The sequence below is a fragment of the Mycolicibacterium baixiangningiae genome, assembly GCF_016313185.1.
GTDB lineage: Bacteria > Actinomycetota > Actinomycetes > Mycobacteriales > Mycobacteriaceae > Mycobacterium > Mycobacterium baixiangningiae.
Map to the genome: position 1 here is coordinate 592,203 of NZ_CP066218.1, position 17,169 is coordinate 609,371.

Sequence of the window (17,169 nt, forward strand, 5' to 3'; positions counted from 1 at the left end):
CGCGGCCCTACTGCCGGTAGCTGACCAGGAAGTTGCCGAGCCGTTCGATGGCGGCGGACAGGTCACGCGCCCACGGCAGCGTCACGATCCGCAGGTGATCCGGTGTGGGCCAGTTGAATCCGGTGCCCTGCACCACCAGGATCTTCTCCTGCAGCAGTAGGTCGAGCACCAGCTGCTCGTCGTCGTGGATCTCATAGACCTCGGGATCCAGTCGCGGGAAGGCGTACAGCGCCCCCTGCGGTTTCACACACGACACCCCCGGAATGTCGTTGAGCTTCTGCCACGCCACGTCGCGCTGCTCGAGCAGGCGTCCCCCGGGCAACACCAGATCGTCAATGCTCTGGTGGCCGCCGAGCGCAACCTGAATCGCGTGCTGCGCAGGCACATTCGGGCATAGCCGCATATTGGCCAGCAGGCTGATGCCCTCGATGAAACTACCGGCGTGCTCCTTGGGTCCGGTGATCACCAGCCACCCCGACCGGTAGCCGGCCACCCGGTAGGCCTTGGACAACCCGTTGAACGTCAACGTCAGCACGTCGGGTGCGATCGATGCCATCGAGATGTGCTTGGCATCGTCGTAGAGGATCTTGTCGTAGATCTCGTCGGACAGCAGCAGCAGTTGGTGTTTGCGCGCGAGATCCGCGATCCGCTCAAGTGTTTCACGGCTGTAGACCGCACCGGTCGGATTGTTCGGGTTGATCACCACGATCGCCTTGGTGCGATCGGTGATCTTGGACTCGAGATCGGCGACGTCGGGGTTCCAGCCCTGCGTCTCGTCGCACAGGTAGTGCACGGGGGTGCCACCGGCCAGCGATGTGCACGCCGTCCACAGCGGATAGTCCGGCGCCGGGATCAGCACCTGATCTCCGTTGTCGAGCAGTGCCTGCAGCGTCATCTGAATGAGCTCGGAGGCGCCGTTGCCGAGGAACACGTCGTCGATGTCGAAGCGGGGGAAGCCGTCGACGAGTTCGTAGCGGGTGAACACCGCCCGGCGGGCGCTCACGATGCCCTTGGAGTCGGAGTACCCCTGCGCGGTCGGCAGCGCCGCGATGATGTCGCGCATGATCACGTCGGGCGCCTCGAAGCCGAACGGAGCGGGGTTGCCGATGTTGAGCTTGAGAATGCGGTGACCCTCGGCCTCGAGGCGGGAGGCGTGCTCGTGTACCGGCCCGCGGATCTCGTAGAGGACGTCCTGCAGCTTCGACGACTGCGTGAACGTACGGGGCCGCTGATGGTGCGCAGCGGCGTGCCAGGTCGCGGGCGTCTGAGGCGTGGTCACGTCGTCCATGGTGGCACTGCCGTCCAGTCAATTAGAAATTCGCCCGTGACATCGAGCGTTCGGATCAGCGCTTCCCGGGCCGACGGGCACCCTTCGCGATACCGAGGCCCTTGACCGGCGCCTCGTCTCCCACGACGCGGGCGTCCCCATTGCCCGACGCGGGCTCCGGCTTCGCTTCTGCCTCCGGTGCGGGCTCGGCCGGTTCGGTAGGGGCTTCGGCTGATTTGGCCGGAGCCGCCTTCTTCTTCGCACCCGGTCGGCGCGCACCCGCGGCGATGCCCAGACCCTTGACCTCGGGTTCGGGCTTGCTCACCAGACCCAGATCGGAATCAGCGGTGTCCGGTGCCTCGGTACCCGCCTTGGCCTGGTCGGGATCCACATTGGCCGGCTGGACGACGGTCGCCGCGCCTTCGTTCGGCGCCGCCTCGGGTGCGGACGCCTTCGGTGCGGCCTTCTTCGCACCCGGTCGACGCGCACCCGCGGCGAGACCCAGGCCCTTGACCTCAGGCTCGGGCTTGGCCTCGGCGGGCGCCTCGCTGGTCTCTGCCTTGGCTTCCGCCTTGGCTTCTGCCGGTGCTGCCGCGGTCTTTTTCGCGCCGGGTCGCTTGGCGCCGGCGGCCAGACCCAGCCCCTTGGCCGGGGCTGCCGGGGGCGCCTCGGCGGTCTCTGCCTTGGCTTCCGCGGGTGCTGCCGCAGTCTTCTTCGCACCGGGTCGCTTGGCGCCACCGGCGATACCGAGGCCCTTGGCCGGTGCCGCCGCGGCGGCCGGCTTGTCGTCCGCGGCAGGAGCCGCGGTCTTCTTCGCGCCGGGTTTTCTGGCGCCGCCCGACAGGCCGAGGCCGGTCACCGGCTTGGTCGCGGTCGACGCCTTGGCGGCCGGCGCCTCCGGTGCTTCTACCGGTGCTTCTGCGGGTGCTTCCTCGGTCGCCGGCGCCGGTGCCGCTGCGGCGACCGTGGCAGCCCGCTCCTCGGCCTCCTTGGCCGCGGTGCCCTTCTCGGGCAGCGTCACCGAGGTCAGGTCCAGCGAGCCGAGCAGCAGCTGAGCGACGTCGAGAACCTCGGCCTTCGCCACATTCCGGGTGGCGGCGACGTCGTCGACACCGTCGGTGATCATCACGCGGCAGAACGGGCAGCCGGTGGCGATCTTCGAGGCACCGGTGTCGAGCGCCTCTTCCACGCGCTCCTGGTTGACGCGCTTGCCGATGTGCTCTTCCATCCACATCCGCGCGCCGCCGGCGCCGCAGCACAGACCACGGTCGGCGTGACGGGGCATCTCGGTGAGCTTCGCACCGGACGCGCCGATCAGCTCGCGCGGTGCCTCGTAGACCTTGTTGTGCCGGCCCAGGTAGCAGGGGTCGTGGTAGGTGATGTCCGCCCCACCGTCGACCGGGCTCACCGGCACCAGCTTCTTGTCGCGGATCAGCCGGTTGAGCAGCTGGGTGTGGTGCACCACGGTGTAGGTGCCGCCCACCTGCGGGTACTCGCGGCCCAGCGTGTTGAAGCAGTGCGGGCAGGTGACGATGACCTTGCGGTCGACCCGCTCCACACCCTCGAAGAGATCGTTGAGGGTCTCGACGTTCTGCGCGGCGAGCTGCTGGAACAGGAACTCGTTACCCGAGCGGCGCGCCGAGTCACCGTTACAGGTCTCACCCTCGCCCAGGACGAGGAACTTCACGCCCGCGATCGCGAGGAGTTCGGCGACCGCCTTGGTGGTCTTCTTCGCTCGGTCTTCGTAGGCGCCGGCGCAGCCGACCCAGAACAGGTACTCGTAACCCTCGAAGGATTCGACGTCCTTGCCGAAGACCGGCACATCGAACTCGACCTCGTCGATCCAGTTCGTGCGGTCCTTGGCGTTCTGGCCCCACGGGTTGCCCTTGGTCTCCAGGTTCTTGAACAGCACGCCGAGCTCACCGGGGAACTCGGATTCCATCATCACCTGGTAGCGGCGCATGTCGACGATGTGGTCGATGTGCTCGATGTCCACCGGGCACTGTTCGACGCACGCGCCGCAGGTGGTGCACGACCACAACACGTCGGGGTCGATCACGCCGCCCTGTTCTTCGGTGCCGACGAGCGGGCGGGTGGCCTGCTCCGGGCCGGACCCCATGATCCGTTCGAACCCGGACTCGGGAACGTGGTCGTGCGAATGCTTCTCGGAGTCCTTCTCGCCACGCAACGCCTCGCCGAGACCGCCCTCGGGGGTGTTCTCCAGCGGCGACTCCTTGTCACCCAGGATGTACGGCGCCTTGGCGAACAGGTGGTCGCGCAGGTTCATGATCACGAGCTTGGGCGACAGCGGCTTACCGGTGTTCCAGGCCGGGCACTGCGACTGACAACGCCCGCACTCGGTGCAGGTGGTCATGTCGAGGTAACCCTTCCAGGTGAAGTCCTCGATCTTTCCGCGGCCGAGTACCGCGTCCTCGGCGGGATCCTCGAAGTCGATCGGCTCGCCGTTGTACTCCATCGGCAGCAGCGGGCCCAGACCGTTGGGCAGGCGCTTGAAGGTGACGTTGATGGGCGCCAGACCGATGTGCAGGTGCTTGGAGTGCAGCACGATCAACAGGAAGATCAGCATGACCGCGATGTGCGCCAGCAGCGCGATGGTCTCGACCCACTCGTTGACGTCGTGGCCGAGCGGGCTGAGCACCCATCCCATGAACTGCGAGAAGAAGGCGCCGTTGCCGTAGGGCAGGTTGCCGACATCGGCGGCGGCGCCGCGAACCAGGGCGTAGGTCCAGATGACGTTGAAGATCATGAACAGGATCAGCCAGGCGCCACCGGTGTGCGAACCGTAGAACCGGGAGTCGCGTCCGTGCTGTTTCGGCTCCTGCATCACCCGGATGATCGCGAAGGTGACGATTCCGAGCAGCACCGCGACGGCGAAGAAGTCCTGCAGGAAGCCCAGGCCGTCCCACGTGCCGATGATCGGGATGTGGAAGTCGTGGTCGAACAGCAGGCCGTAGGCCTCCAGGTACACCGACGCGAGGACGAAAAAGCCCCACATGGTGAAGAAGTGCGCGATGCCGGGGATCGACCAGCGCAGCAGCCGGGTCTGTCCGAAGACTTCCTCGAACTGGGTGGTGATGCGCTTGCCGAGATTGTCCTTGCGGTTGTTGGCCTCGCTCATGGGCTGGCCCGACCGGATGAGCTTGGTGAGCCACAGGACACGTTTTGCGGCGAGCGCGATCACAATGCCGGTCATCAGCAACCCGACGATCAGTCGGATCAGAATCTGCGTGTCCACCCGCGGCCTCCCGGTATGAAGTTACCCAACAGTAACTTAGACTAAGTTACCCGTCAGTAACATAGGCTCGATCGTGCTCATAGTGACATCACCGGTGCAGGGGCCGCTACGAAGGCTGCCCTAACCCTCGGTGCAGCTACGCCGATGGGGCGAGCAGCGCACGCAACATCGACAGCATCTCGGAGCGCGACTCCGCCCCCAGGCGCCGGCGGATCCGGGCCACATGGTGTTCGACGGTCTTCGCTGAGATGAACAACTGCGCGCCGATATCGCGGTAGGGCATGCCCAACAACAACAACTCGGCCACCTCGCGCTCGCGCTCCGACAGCTGCGCCGAGGCCGGCCGCGCCCGGGAGGCCGTCGGCACGGGCTCGACGGCGATGCGCCCCGGCGGGGGCGCATCGACCGGCACCTCGGAGCCGGCCACGGTCTGCTTGAGATCCCGCGCCACCTGCAGCATCGCCTGCGACACCCGGCCGTCCGACGTCTGCAATGCGGCCTGGCCCGCCAATCGGGTGGCATCCCAGGTGTGACCGAACTGCGCGAGTGCGCGGGACGCCGCCGTCACCTCGTCGACCTCGACGTGGTTGGCCAACACCCGTAACCAGGTGCGACCGCCGTTGGCCAGTGCTTTCGCGAACGCACTCTGCGCGCGCTCATCGCGGCTGGCTGCGGTCAGCGCCTGCCCGTGCGGGGCGACCGCCTCGGGCGAGTTCGCCAGGATGCCCGCATGCACGCCGGCCCAGTGCAGCGGCACCGCCCACAACACCGGATCGCCCAGCGCGGTGAGCAGTGCGAAGGCGTCGTCGAGGGTGTGCTGTATCCGGTCCACCTGCCGCAGCCGCGCCGCAGCCACCCACAGCTCCCCGAGCGGAAGCAGCGCGAACAGGTCGACCGAATATTCGGCCAGCACCTCCATTGCGGCGTACCAGTGCATCTGCATGGCGCCACTGTCACCACTGCGGCGGGCGATCGCGGTTTGCAGCGCGGCCGCCCAGAGCGCATCCCGCCGGTGCAGTTCCGTTCCCGACCGCGGGGCCGCCGCGGCCGCGGCCTGCAACTGCCCGTCCTGCATGTGCGTCCAGCCGAACAGCAGCCGGTGCCGGTGCGTGACGAAGATCGCATCGCCGGAGGTGTCGTCGCGTCCGCTGCGGACCGCCCGACCGATCACGCTGCGGGCACGCACCGGGTCGCCGCCGTGCAAAGCTGCCAGCGTCACCAGCGCCGCGGGAGTGTCAGGGGTGGCGACGCCGCGACCGTGCTCGGCGTTGAGCGACTGCCCCAGCCGCGCGGCCGCGACGGGGTAGGGCTCGTCGAGGGAGAGCACCAGTCCCTCGGCGAGGCTGCGGGACGCGCGTGCAATCGACGTCGGGGGACCGGCGGCAGGGGTCTGCGCGAGTTCCTCGGCGGTGCTCCGGTCGCCCGCGGCGAGTGCGGCGACGGTGCCGGCCGCGCTCAGCAGCGCGTCGATGGACGGTCCCAGCCACCGAAACAGGTCGAGCGCCTGCGTCGCGCTGCCGTCGTGCATCGCGATGCTCGCCGAGATCCGCACCGCTGCGGCGCGCTCGTCGAGGTCGTGCGAGGTGAGCAGTTCGTCGGCGATCCGCCCCGCCGTGGCGCAGTCCCCGGTCAGCGCGAGCGCGTCGGCGAGGTGAGCGTTCTGGACGGTCGCTCCGGCGTCGGCCGCGGCCCGGTACAGCCGCGCCGCCCGGGCCGGCGACCTGCCGGCGTGCGCCGCCAGGTCGGCCAGCGCGCCGGCGAGCCGCTCGTCGCGCAGCCCGTGCTCTGCCATCCGCAATGCGAGATCTGCTGTCAGAGTGGATAGTTCGAGCTGCGAACACAGCAGCGACACTTCGATGTCGTGATGCCGTGCGGCACCGACGATCTGGGCGATGCCGTCGTGCACGGTGCGCAGGAAGCTGTGGTGATACGACGGCTCGAGCAGACCGCTCGCCCTGGCCCGGTCGACGGCGGCCAGGGCGGCCTCGGACGGCATGTGCAGGGCCGCGGCGACGTCGTCGGGCCCCAGTTCGGGGCTCAGCGATGCCACCAGGAGCGTGTCGAGCAGCGGTTCGTCGAGGCGGCGCAGTCGCTCGATCAGCGCGATGCGCGCGGCTTGCCGGACCGCGGCCGCCCCGTCACCGACCGCGGCCAGGGCGGGGCGCAGCAGGAACGGCAGCCCGGCCGTCACCGCCGTCAACAGCCGGACGACCTCCGGTGCGGGACTGGCGCCCAGCGTCACCGCGGCCGCCCGGCCCACCTCCACCGCGGTGACGGAACCCAATGTGACGGGGGGATTTTCGCGTTCCAGCGCCGTGACCAGTCCGCGCAGCGCGGGATGGTGGGCCAGCGGCTGCGTGGCGATCACCACCGTCGCGGCCGAATCGGCCATCAGGTCGGTGAGCCGTTCGAGGTCGGCGCGCTCGAGCAGGTGGGCATCGTCGACGACGACCGCCGCGTCGGCGGGATCGTCGGCGCGCCGCGGACGCGAGAGCACCGCGCGACCGGCGGACCGCAGCGCGGCGCGCACCGCGGCGAGCACGGTCGACTTCCCCGTGCCGATACCGCCGGTGACCAGAACCTTCGCGGGCGCCGCGGGATCCGCTTCGAGCGCCGCGACGGCGTCCCGCGCCGCCGCCGGAAGCTCCGCGTGACGATGCGGCGCCGGGCTCGTCATCGGGCGGGGTCAGACGCCGTCGTCGGGAACGGGAATGGTCGTCGGCGGATCGGGTGGATCGACCGTCGTCGGCGGCGGTTCGACCGTCGTTGTCGGCGGTGGCTGTGTCGTGGTCGGCTGCGTGGTGGTCGGCCGCGTGGTGGTCGTCGTCGGCTGGGTCGTCGTCGTCGTCGTGGCGGCGGTCGTGGTCGTCGTGGTCGTAGTGGGCTGGGTCGTCGTCGTGGTGGACGGCGGCGGAGGCGGAGGCTGGCTCACCGTGGTGGTCGCCCGGCCGTCAGGCCCGACGGTGACGGTGGTGACCGGCGGGGGCGGCGCCTGCGGCGACGGCTCCATCGAGACCGTCGTCGCCGTCTCGGTCACCGGTGTCGAATCGCCGTCCGCACTGGTCAGCGTGATCGCCAACCCTCCGACTGCCAGCAGCGCAGCCGCGGCGGCCGCTCCGAACAGCAACGGCGGGCGTTTGTACCAGGGCAGCGGCCCGGGCCCCTCGTCGTAGGCGGGGTAGGCGGCCCCGTATCCGGTGTCGTCCGGCGCGAACGCCACCGGCGGACGGGCGCCGGTCACGGAGTAGGGGTCGTAGTCTTCGCCGGTATACGGCACGGGTTCGCCCGCAGGCTCATCGTCCTGCGACCACGCCAGGGCGCGGAACGTCGCCGACGAGGCGCCGTCGGCGGCGGCGTCACCGGCTGCCAGACCGGCCGCACCGGCGACCCAGGCGGCGGGCGCCATGCCGGTCGGGGCGTCGGCGGCCACCGCCATACCGGTCGGGGCCTCGGCGTCCGCGCTCCGGTTGGCCACCAGTGCGGCACCCGCGGCGACGTTGAGCTGCGATTCCGGGGTCGTGACGACCGGCGCCCGCAGGTGCTCGGACAGCCGCTGGGTGACCAACGGAATGGCCGCGCCGCCACCGACGGTCGCCACCGCGGACACGTTCTCCAGCGGAATCTGGTTGCGCTGCAACGTGTCTTCGATCGCGTTCAGCAGTCCGCCGAGCGGCCCGGCGATCAGCTGCTCGAGTTCGGGCCGCGTCACCCGGATATCGGAGCGCACCCCCGGCAGTTCGACCGGCACCGCGGTCGCGGTCTCGGCGGAGAGACGTTCCTTGGCCTGGCGGCACTCGTCGCGCAGGCGGGCGAGCGACCCGACCGCCGCGGTGCCCGCCGGATCGGCGTTCCCGGCGTCGGCGATACCGGCCAGCACATGGTTGAGCAGCGCCTGATCGATCGCATCGCCCGAGAACTCCGCGTAGCGCACGGTCTGGCCGACGGTGTCGAGGTTGGCGCCCGCATCCGCCAGCGAGACACTGCTGCCACTACCACCGAGGTCGACCAGGACGACCACGCCCTGAGCGGGCAGTCCGGGGGCCGCCTGTAGCGCTGCGAACGCGGCAGTCGAATCGGGGATCAGTGCCGCGGGCACACCGTGCGGCGCCAGGTTCGGCCGGGACCGCAACGCGCCACGCAGCGCGCCGACGGTCCCCGGGCCCCAATGGGCGGGCACGGCGACGGCGACCGGCGAACCGCCGCCCACGGTGCGTGCCATCGCGTCGAGGGCTTCGGCAAGCACCAACTCCCCGCGGTGCGCTGACCCGTCGGCGGCGACGAGCGGGACCGGGTCGCCGACCCGGTCGACGAAGCCGCTGAGGACGAGGCCGGGTTGGTCGAGGTTCGGATTCGCGGGCCTTTCAGTGGGCAGGCCCACCTCGGGTGCGCGGTCGCCGAAGAGGGTGAGGACGGCTCGTCGGATCACCGGCGGGCGGCCAACTCGGGCCGCCACCAGGTTCGTCATCCCGATCGACAACCCCAGGGGTTCGGTCATGCTGGCCACCATAACGCCGGGGTCCCCACATCCTCGGGATATCCCCCTAGTGGCGTGGAGCCCCTAACCTCCCACCCCCTAACGCCCGGCGGCCAGGGGTGGGCTGCGCACCGATCCGGAGGACGTGCTGCGTGGATAGCATCGTGACAAGCAGTCGGGGGACTGGCTCCCGACTCCGCGTTGATGTCGTGCCGATATGGAGAAGGTGTCCCAATGGCTAACTCGCTACTCGACTTCGTGATGTCGCTGGTGCGGGACCCCAATGCCGCCGCACGCTACGCCGCCGATCCCGCGGCCGCCATCGCGGATGCGCAGCTACCAGACGTGACCAGTGTCGACGTCGACAACCTGATCCCGGTGGTGACGGAGTCGATGCCGGTGGCGGCCCCGTCGACCGGCCTGGACGCCTTCGGGGCCGAGCCGGCGAGCAACGTGTGGGCGAGTGGCGCCGCCACCGCCGCCTTCGACGCTTTCGACGACTCCTTCCCGGCGCAGGCCGTCATCGACGCCGGCTCGACCGTCATCGACACGACGGGGCCGGCCGACCCCGCCGTCGATGTGCTCACCCAACCCGACCTGCTCGACGACGCGGCATCGTCGCAGTTCACCGACCCGGTTTTCGACGATGCGGCACCGGCCGACGGCGACCTCGCCGATGTGTGGGGCGCGGCCGGCGACCACCCCCAGCCCGCGGACCACACCCCGGGATTCGACCTCTTCGACTGATCCCACTCGCTCCACGACAGCCCGCGCGGATTTCGATCCGCGCGGGTTTTTCGTTGTTGATCTGCTGTGATGCCGGATTTCCCGACACCCCCCCGATAGAGCCCCTAATCCCCTAACGGGGATAGCCGCAGACCCCCCACTCGGATGGTGGAGGCAGGGGTGCCGACCCCGTTGGCCGGGCGTCGCGAACTCCATAAGTTGGTCTTCAGATCGCCGGAGGGCCGGCGAGACAACCTCCCCGGGCAGACCGGGAAGACACGAAAGGCAGTCACATGAACATCATTGACTTCATCCTCGACCTGTTCCGCAACCCGGCCACGGCGGCCTCCTTCGTCGTCGACCCGGACGGCGCCCTGCGCGATGCGGGCCTGCCGAACGTGACCGCCGCCCAGCTGGCCTCGGTGGCCGCCACGGCCGCACCGGCCGGCTACGCCCTCGGCGGTGGCGACCCGATCGTCGGCCTGCAGCGGGCGGTGGCCGACCACCACCAGCTGGCCTCGAACTTCGCCTCGCCGTTCTCGCCGCAGACCTCCTTCGCGCCGACGACCGAGTTCGCCAGCCGCAATGACACCGACCTGCTCAGCGGGAACAACGTGCCGATCGCCAGCCCGGACCAGGCCGCGGGCGCCAACGCCCAGAACGGTGCGTTCAACCTCGGCTTCGGTGACATCACCCTGGGCGACAAGACCTCCAACACCGCGACCAACGGCGGCGTGGTGGTCGGCGGCGACAACGACGGCGACATCGTCAGCGGTGACGGCGCGGCGCTAGGTGACGGCAACACGATGAACAACGGCGACATCCTCGCCGGCTCCGGCTCCAACGTGGTCGTCGGCAAGGACAACGAGGTCGAGGACAACTCGCAGACCGCGGGTGGCGATCTCATCGCTGACAACGACGCCCCGGTGCTCAACGACGTCGACACCAGCGGTGGCAACGGCGGCGGCGCCGACGGCGGCGGCAGCCTCATCGGTATCGGCGGCGGCAACGCGGTCGGCGGATCCGGCGGCAACGGCGGCGGGATCATCATCACCGACAACGACGTCAACGCCGGTACGCAGATCGACGGCGACTACGGCAGCGACAACGTCGAGGACAACTCGGTCAACACCTCGGTGGAGACCAACACCTCGACGTCGACGGAGAGCTCGATCGAGGACAACTCGTCCAGCTACGAGTCGAACATCGGCTCGGGCAACGAGACCGCGATCGGGTCGGGCAACGAGACCAACACCGACCTGTTCTCCGGCAACGACACCGGCTTCGAGACCAACACCGGTATCGAGACCGACGTCGCGTCGAACAACAACACCAACACCGATCTGGACGCCTTCTGATCGACAACTGGATAACGCAACTGGCGGGGACCGACATGGTCCCCGCCAGTTGGCGCGCATACCGTTGAGAGGTCACCGTGAGAGAAGGGCGTCATGACCCAACCGAATGACACGCGAAAGGTCATCGGCGAACTCATCGAGCACACGACGAAGATCGCCGACGCCCAGGACCGCGGCGATCTCGTGGCACGGCTGGCCCGGGCGCGGCAACGCATCGGTGACCCCCAGATCCGGGTGGTCATCGCCGGTCAGCTCAAACAGGGCAAGAGCCTGCTGCTCAACTCGCTGCTGAACATGCCGGTGGCGCGGGTCGGCGATGACGAGTCGACGGTGCTGGCCACCGTGGTGTCCTACGGAGAGCAGGCCTCGGCGCGGCTGGTGGTCGCCCGGCCCGAAGGGGAAGAGCCCGAACTCGTCGACATCCCGACCACCGAACTCGGCAAGGACCTGCGCCGCGCGCCGCAAGCCGACGGGCGGGAAGTGCTGCGCGTCGAGGTGGCGGTGCCCAGCCCGCTGCTCAAAGGCGGCCTGGCGTTCGTCGACACCCCGGGCGTCGGCGGCCACGGCCAACCCCACCTGTCCGCGACGCTGGGCCTGCTGCCCGACGCCGACGCGATGTTGATGATCAGCGACACCAGCCAGGAGTTCACCGAGCCGGAGATGACGTTCATCCGGCAGGCACTGGAGATCTGCCCGGTCGCCGCGATCGTCGCGACCAAGACCGACCTGTACCCGCACTGGCGCCAGATCGTCGATGCCAACGCCGCCCATCTGCGTCGCGCGGACATCACCACGCCGATGATCCCCGTCTCGTCGACGCTGCGCAGCCATGCCGTCCAGCTCAACGACAAGGAACTCAACGAGGAGTCGAACTTCCCGGCGGTCGTGAAGTTCCTCTCCGAGCAGGTGCTCGCGCGCAACAACGACCGCGTGCGCGCTCAGGTGGTCAACGAGATCCGCGCCGCCGCCGAACATCTGACGATGGCGTTGCGGTCCGAACTGTCCGCGCTCAACGACCCACAGGCCCGCGGGAACCTCACCGCGGACCTCGAGCGGCGCAAACAGGAAGCACAGGACGCGCTGCAGCAGACCGCGCTATGGCAGCAGGTACTCAACGACGGCATCGCGGACCTCACCGCCGACGTCGACCACGACCTCCGGCAACGCTTCCGAAACATCGCCTTTCACACCGAGAAGGTCATCGACGACGGCGACCCGACGCTGCACTGGGCCGAGATCGGCGCCGAACTCGAAGAGGCCGTGGCCACTGCGGTCGGCGACAACTTCGTGTGGGCCTACCAACGGGCCGAGGCGCTGGCCGGCGAGGTCGCTCGGACGTTCATGGAGGCCGGGCTGGATGCGGTGCGAATGCCCGCGATCGACGCGAGGGAGATGGGTGCGGAGTTCGGCGAGTTCCGGTCGCTGGCGCATCTGGAGGCCAAACCGCTCAAGATCGGCCACAAGATCGTCACCGGGATGCGCGGCTCCTACGGCGGCGTGCTGATGTTCGGGATGCTGACGTCGTTCGCCGGTCTGGGCATGTTCAACCCGCTGTCTCTCGGCGCCGGCTTCGTCCTCGGCCGCAAGGCCTACAAGGAGGACATGGAGAACCGGATGCTGCGGGTGCGCAGCGAGGCGAAGACCAATGTGCGCCGCTTCGTCGACGACGTCGCCTTCGTGGTGGGCAAGGAGTCCCGCGACCGGCTCAAGGGAATCCAGCGCCAGCTGCGCGACCACTACCGGGAGATCGCCAACCAGACGACCCGCTCACTCAACGAGTCGCTGCAGGCCACGATCGCCGCGGCCAGACTCGAGGAGTCCGAACGCAACACCCGCGTCAAGGAACTCGAACGGCAACTCAACATCCTCCGGCAGGTCGTCGAGCACGCCGAGAAGCTGGGCACGCCGACGGCCGCACCGGTCGCCGCACGCTGACGGGCGGGCGGGGTCTGGCAAACTCGAAGGGTTGGCAGTCGGGTGAGCGGAACGGACTGGGTGGACCCTGAGCACAAGTGACCAAGTGCGCGCGATCCTGGGCGGCACCATCTCGGCCTACCGGGCGGACCCGGCGTACCGCGGGCGTCCCGACGTGCACAACGAACTCGAGCGCATCGGCGCCCGGCTCAACCAGCCGATCCGCATCGCCCTGGCCGGCACACTGAAGGCCGGTAAGTCGACGCTGGTCAACGCGCTGGTCGGCGAGGAGATCGCACCCACCGACGCCACTGAGGCCACCCGGATCGTCACCTGGTTCCGTCATGGCCCCACCCCGAAGGTGACCGCCAACCACCGTGGGGGCCGACGGTCGAACGTGCCGATCACGCGCGATCCGCACGACCGGGGCCTGACCTTCGACTTCGCCAGGCTCGACCCCGAGGAGGTGCTCGACCTCGACGTGGAATGGCCGGCTGCCGAACTGATCGACGCGACGATCATCGACACGCCCGGCACGTCGTCGCTGTCCCGGGACGTCTCCGCCCGCACGTTGCGGCTGCTGGTGCCCGACGACGGGGTGCCGCGCGTCGACGCGGTGGTGTTCCTGCTGCGCACGCTCAACGCCGCCGACATCGCGCTGCTCAAGCAGATCGGGGAACTGGTCGGCGGCTCGTCGGGCGCGCTCGGCGTGATCGGGGTGGCGTCCCGCGCGGACGAGATCGGTGCCGGCCGCATCGACGCGATGCTCTCGGCCAAGGACGTCGCCACCCGCTTCACCGAGGAGATGGACCGCACCGGCATCTGCCAGGCCGTCGTGCCGGTGTCGGGGCTGCTCGCGCTCACGGCGCGCACCCTGCGGCAGAGCGAATTCGTCGCGCTGGAGAAGCTCGCCGGCGTCGAACCCGCCGAGTTGGCGAAAGCCATGCTCTCGGTCGACCGGTTCGTGCGCGAGGACAGCACGCTGCCCGTCGATTCGGCCACCCGCGCCGCGCTGCTGGACCGGTTCGGGATGTTCGGTGTGCGCATCTCCATCGCGGTGCTGCGGGCAGGGGTGAAGGATTCGGTGGCGCTGGCCGACGAACTGCTGGAACGCAGCGGGCTGGTGGCGCTGCGCGACGTGATCGATCAGCAGTTCGCGCAGCGCTCCGACCTGCTCAAGGCGCATACGGCGCTGCTCTCGCTGCGGCAGTTCGTCCAGCTCAACCCGATCTACGCGACGCCGTACATCATCTCCGACATCGATCCTCTGCTCGCCGACACCCACGCGTTCGAAGAGCTCCGGCTGCTGAGCCAATTGCGTTCGCGGACAACCACACTGACCGACGACGAGATGGCGTCGCTGCGCCGGATCATTGGCGGTTCGGGCACCGACGCGGCCAGCCGGCTGGGGTTGCAGCCCGAGGAACCCTACGACGGGCCGCGCGCGGCGTTCGCGGCGGCGCAGCGGTGGCGCCGGCGTGCCGAACACCCGCTCAACGACCCGTTCACCGCCAGGGCCTGCCGGGCGGCGGTGCGCAGCGCCGAGGCGCTGGTCGCCTCCTACGCGGCGAAGGGTCGCAGACCGACTTAACGTTTCGGCCGCCCGCGACGACAAAGAGGTATGCGCACTTCTCTCGGCGTATCCCTGGGCTCCGCCAACCTGGTCGCCGTCGCCGACGGCCAGAACACCATCCGGCCCGCGGTGCTCACGCTCGATGGTCAGACACACACCGGCTTCGTCGACCGCGTCGGCGACCCGGTACCCCTGGTGGCCGCCGACGGCTCGGCCCACTACGGCGGTCAGCTGACCGCCACCGCGATCGAGGCGCTCACCCGGACCGCCCACCCGCAGAGGCGGCCCGATGTGGCGGCGGTCGCGGTGCCCGCGCACTGGTCGCCGACGGCGGTGGCGGCGTTGCGGGCGGTGGCGCCGCATCTGACCGTCGTCTCCGATGCGGTCGCGGCGTTGACCGCACTGCAGGCGAACCCCGGACTGCCCACCCGCGGTGTCGTCGCTCTGTGCGACTTCGGGGCGACGGGAACCAGCATCACCCTGGCCGACGCGGGCGATGCGTTCCGCGTGATCGGTTCGACGGTCCGCTACGAGGACTTCTCCGGAGACCTGATCGACCAGGCCGTATTGCGGCACGTGCTCGCCGATCTCGACGTGGACCCGAGCGGTACCTCGGCGGTGGCTTCGCTCACCGCGTTGCGTTCGGAGTGTCGCGATGCCAAGGAGCGCCTGTCGGTGCAGACCGCGACCGCGCTGGCCGGGGCGAATGCGACCGTCCGGTTGACCCGGCCCGAACTCGAAGCGCTGCTGGCCGAACCGCTCGGCGGTGTCGTCGACGCCGTCGTCGACACGCTGCACCGCCACCGCATCGTGCCCGCGCAGCTGGCCGCGGTGGCGACAGTCGGTGGCGGAGCGCGCATACCGCTTGTCACGCAACGTCTTTCGCAGGCGTTGCGGCTACCGGTGATCACCGGTCCGTACGCGCAGGTCGCGGCCGCCGCCGGCGCGGAGCTGCTCGCGTTGCGGGGTGCCGAGCCGGACGCCGTCACGGCCATGGCCGCGGTACCTGACGCGCCTGCGACCGTTGCCGCGGTGGTACCGCTGGCCTGGTCGGCGGAGACCGTCGACTTCGACGCGGCGACCGACTATGTAGGGCCGGTGCGGGATGCCGCGATGGCGCGGCCGGGTATCGCTTTCGACCACGTCCCGGTCGAGTCTGACGATTCGCGATGGTTCCGCAGGCCGGGCGCGCTGTTCGCCGCGGCCGCGTGCGTCGCGGCCCTGGCGACGACGGGGTTGATCCTGACCTCGCACACCGGCGACGCGGGTGCCGTGGAGGCCGGCTCGTCGGGGATCACCGCGCCGGTGGCGACGCAACCGATGGAGCAACCGGCGGTGCCCGTCGCGCAACCCGCCCCTGCGGCGGTCACCGAGACCGTGGTGGCCGCACCGGCGCCGAGGGCTGCTCAGCCGCCGGCACAGCAGAGTCCGAGCACCTCGGCCGAGCGGCGGGTGTCGTCGAAGCAGGTGGCACCAGCGCCGTTAGCACCCGCTCCCGCTCCGCGTCCGGCGGCCCCTGCTCCCGCTCCGCGGCCCGGGGCGCCCGCGCCTGCCCCGGCTCCGTCGTTCGGTCTGCCCCGGATTCCGTTGCCGGAGTTCACGTTCCCGCGGCCCAGTCCGCCGTCGTCGGCGCCGACCCCGTCGCCTGTGCCTGAGCCACAGCCGTCGCCTGTGCCTGAGCCACAGCCGTCACCAGAGCCGCAGCCGTCACCAGAGCCGCAGCCGTCACCCGATCCGGAGCCCGCGCCGGAACCTGAGCCTGAGCCGTCAGCCGCGCCCGCGCCCGAGCCGCAGCCCGAGCCCGCGCCCGCGCCGCAGCCCGAGCCCGAGCCGTCGGCGGAGTGCGTGCCGGACGCCGAGACCGTCTGCTAGCTCCGCCTGTCTCGCGAGGCTGAACTGGCGCAGGGGTGCTCTCGCACGTTGTCTGCGTAGCTTCAGTCTCGCGGTGCGGCACGTCTGCTAGCTACGCCGACTGTGCGATTCGATACGCCTCGCCCGGCGCGTTGCGTATGAAACCGCACAACCGAGCAGCGGCCCAGCAGTCGAGGACCGTCAGCCGCCCGGCGGGACCAGCGTCGGCACCGTGATCGTCACCGTGCTCGTACTCGTCTCCACCGTCGTGGTGGGCGGAGGCGTCGTGGTGGTGGTGGTTGTCGTCGGCGCAGTGGTGGTCGTCGTCGTGGTCGGCGCAGTGGTGGTCGTCGTCTCGGGCGGGGCCGTCGTCTCCGTCGGCTCTGCTGTCGTCTCCGTCGGCGACTCGGTCACGGTCTGCGGGGGAACGACCGCGGGGGCCTCCGACGTCGTGGTCGTCGTCGTGGTGGTCGAGTCGGACGACGAATCGTCACCCGACACCAACTGCACGATGAGCCAGATGATGATCGCCAGCAGCAACGCCGCCAAGGCGCCGAGGCCGATCAGCGCACCCGGTTTGCGGTACCACGGCTGCGGCTCCTCCGGAGGCGGCGACTGGTCGTAGGCCCCGGTGGAGTAGTCGCCATATTGGGTCGGTTCGGCGCTGTAAGCGTCCGAGTACTGGGTCGGCTCGTTGTCCGAATAATTCGGATCTTCAGGAGGTCGCGCCACGGGCTTCGATAGTAGGCG

General features: G+C 69.8%; 10 protein-coding genes. 5 read left to right on the forward strand and 5 right to left on the reverse strand.

Annotated elements, in window-relative coordinates; all coding sequences use genetic code 11:
* Positions 1-7 precede the first annotated feature (7 nt).
* The 4 genes from I7X18_RS02765 to I7X18_RS02780 all read right to left on the reverse strand — a co-directional run bounded on the left by I7X18_RS02765 (position 8) and on the right by I7X18_RS02780 (position 9,018).
* Positions 8-1,288, reverse strand: a complete 1,281-nt coding sequence (locus tag I7X18_RS02765) for a pyridoxal phosphate-dependent aminotransferase (RefSeq protein WP_193044664.1) — start codon at positions 1,286-1,288, stop codon at positions 8-10.
* A gap of 55 nt (positions 1,289-1,343) precedes the next feature.
* A complete protein-coding gene (locus I7X18_RS02770; RefSeq protein ID WP_193044663.1) occupies positions 1,344-4,523 on the reverse strand; it encodes a (Fe-S)-binding protein in 3,180 nt (1,059 codons plus the stop codon).
* Positions 4,524-4,659: 136 nt separating this feature from the next.
* Positions 4,660-7,200, reverse strand: coding sequence for an isoniazid response ATPase/transcriptional regulator IniR (gene iniR, locus I7X18_RS02775; protein WP_193044662.1), 2,541 nt, complete (start codon positions 7,198-7,200; stop codon positions 4,660-4,662).
* 9 nt (positions 7,201-7,209) lie between these two features.
* The gene (locus tag I7X18_RS02780; RefSeq protein WP_193044661.1) at positions 7,210-9,018 is read right to left on the reverse strand and encodes an Hsp70 family protein; all 1,809 of its coding nucleotides are present in this window, start codon (positions 9,016-9,018) and stop codon (positions 7,210-7,212) included.
* Between the two features lie 213 nt (positions 9,019-9,231).
* On the opposite strand from I7X18_RS02780, the gene I7X18_RS02785 reads away from it, so the two are divergent.
* The 5 genes from I7X18_RS02785 to I7X18_RS02805 all read left to right on the forward strand — a co-directional run bounded on the left by I7X18_RS02785 (position 9,232) and on the right by I7X18_RS02805 (position 16,440).
* A complete protein-coding gene (locus I7X18_RS02785) occupies positions 9,232-9,744 on the forward strand; it encodes an Rv0340 family IniB-related protein (RefSeq protein WP_193044660.1) in 513 nt (170 codons plus the stop codon).
* Positions 9,745-10,016: 272 nt separating this feature from the next.
* A complete protein-coding gene (locus I7X18_RS02790) occupies positions 10,017-11,081 on the forward strand; it encodes an IniB N-terminal domain-containing protein (RefSeq protein WP_193044659.1) in 1,065 nt (354 codons plus the stop codon).
* Between the two features lie 93 nt (positions 11,082-11,174).
* On the forward strand, positions 11,175-13,016 hold the full coding sequence (gene iniA / locus I7X18_RS02795) for an isoniazid-induced dynamin-like GTPase IniA (RefSeq protein WP_193044658.1): 1,842 nt from the start codon (positions 11,175-11,177) through the stop codon (positions 13,014-13,016).
* A 67-nt stretch (positions 13,017-13,083) separates the two neighbouring features.
* Positions 13,084-14,586 (forward strand): dynamin family protein, encoded by a 1,503-nt coding sequence (locus I7X18_RS02800; protein ID WP_193045010.1) that lies wholly within the window; start codon positions 13,084-13,086, stop codon positions 14,584-14,586.
* A gap of 30 nt (positions 14,587-14,616) precedes the next feature.
* Positions 14,617-16,440 carry an Hsp70 family protein gene (locus I7X18_RS02805; RefSeq protein WP_193044657.1) on the forward strand — a complete coding sequence of 608 codons (1,824 nt, stop codon included), beginning with the start codon at positions 14,617-14,619 and terminating at the stop codon, positions 16,438-16,440.
* 180 nt (positions 16,441-16,620) lie between these two features.
* On the opposite strand, the gene I7X18_RS02810 is transcribed toward I7X18_RS02805, so the two are convergent.
* Positions 16,621-17,151 (reverse strand): hypothetical protein, encoded by a 531-nt coding sequence (locus I7X18_RS02810; RefSeq protein WP_193044656.1) that lies wholly within the window; start codon positions 17,149-17,151, stop codon positions 16,621-16,623.
* Positions 17,152-17,169 lie beyond the last annotated feature (18 nt).

What these genes read in the sequence shown, in the direction of transcription:
- I7X18_RS02765 (WP_193044664.1), bottom strand. Translation starts at nt 1,288, where the DNA reads ATGGACGACGTGACCACGCCTCAGACGCCCGCGACCTGGCACGCCGCT.
- iniR (WP_193044662.1), bottom strand. Translation starts at nt 7,200, where the DNA reads ATGACGAGCCCGGCGCCGCATCGTCACGCGGAGCTTCCGGCGGCGGCG.
- I7X18_RS02780 (WP_193044661.1), bottom strand. Translation starts at nt 9,018, where the DNA reads ATGACCGAACCCCTGGGGTTGTCGATCGGGATGACGAACCTGGTGGCG.
- I7X18_RS02785 (WP_193044660.1), top strand. Translation starts at nt 9,232, where the DNA reads ATGGCTAACTCGCTACTCGACTTCGTGATGTCGCTGGTGCGGGACCCC.
- I7X18_RS02790 (WP_193044659.1), top strand. Translation starts at nt 10,017, where the DNA reads ATGAACATCATTGACTTCATCCTCGACCTGTTCCGCAACCCGGCCACG.
- iniA (WP_193044658.1), top strand. Translation starts at nt 11,175, where the DNA reads ATGACCCAACCGAATGACACGCGAAAGGTCATCGGCGAACTCATCGAG.
- I7X18_RS02805 (WP_193044657.1), top strand. Translation starts at nt 14,617, where the DNA reads ATGCGCACTTCTCTCGGCGTATCCCTGGGCTCCGCCAACCTGGTCGCC.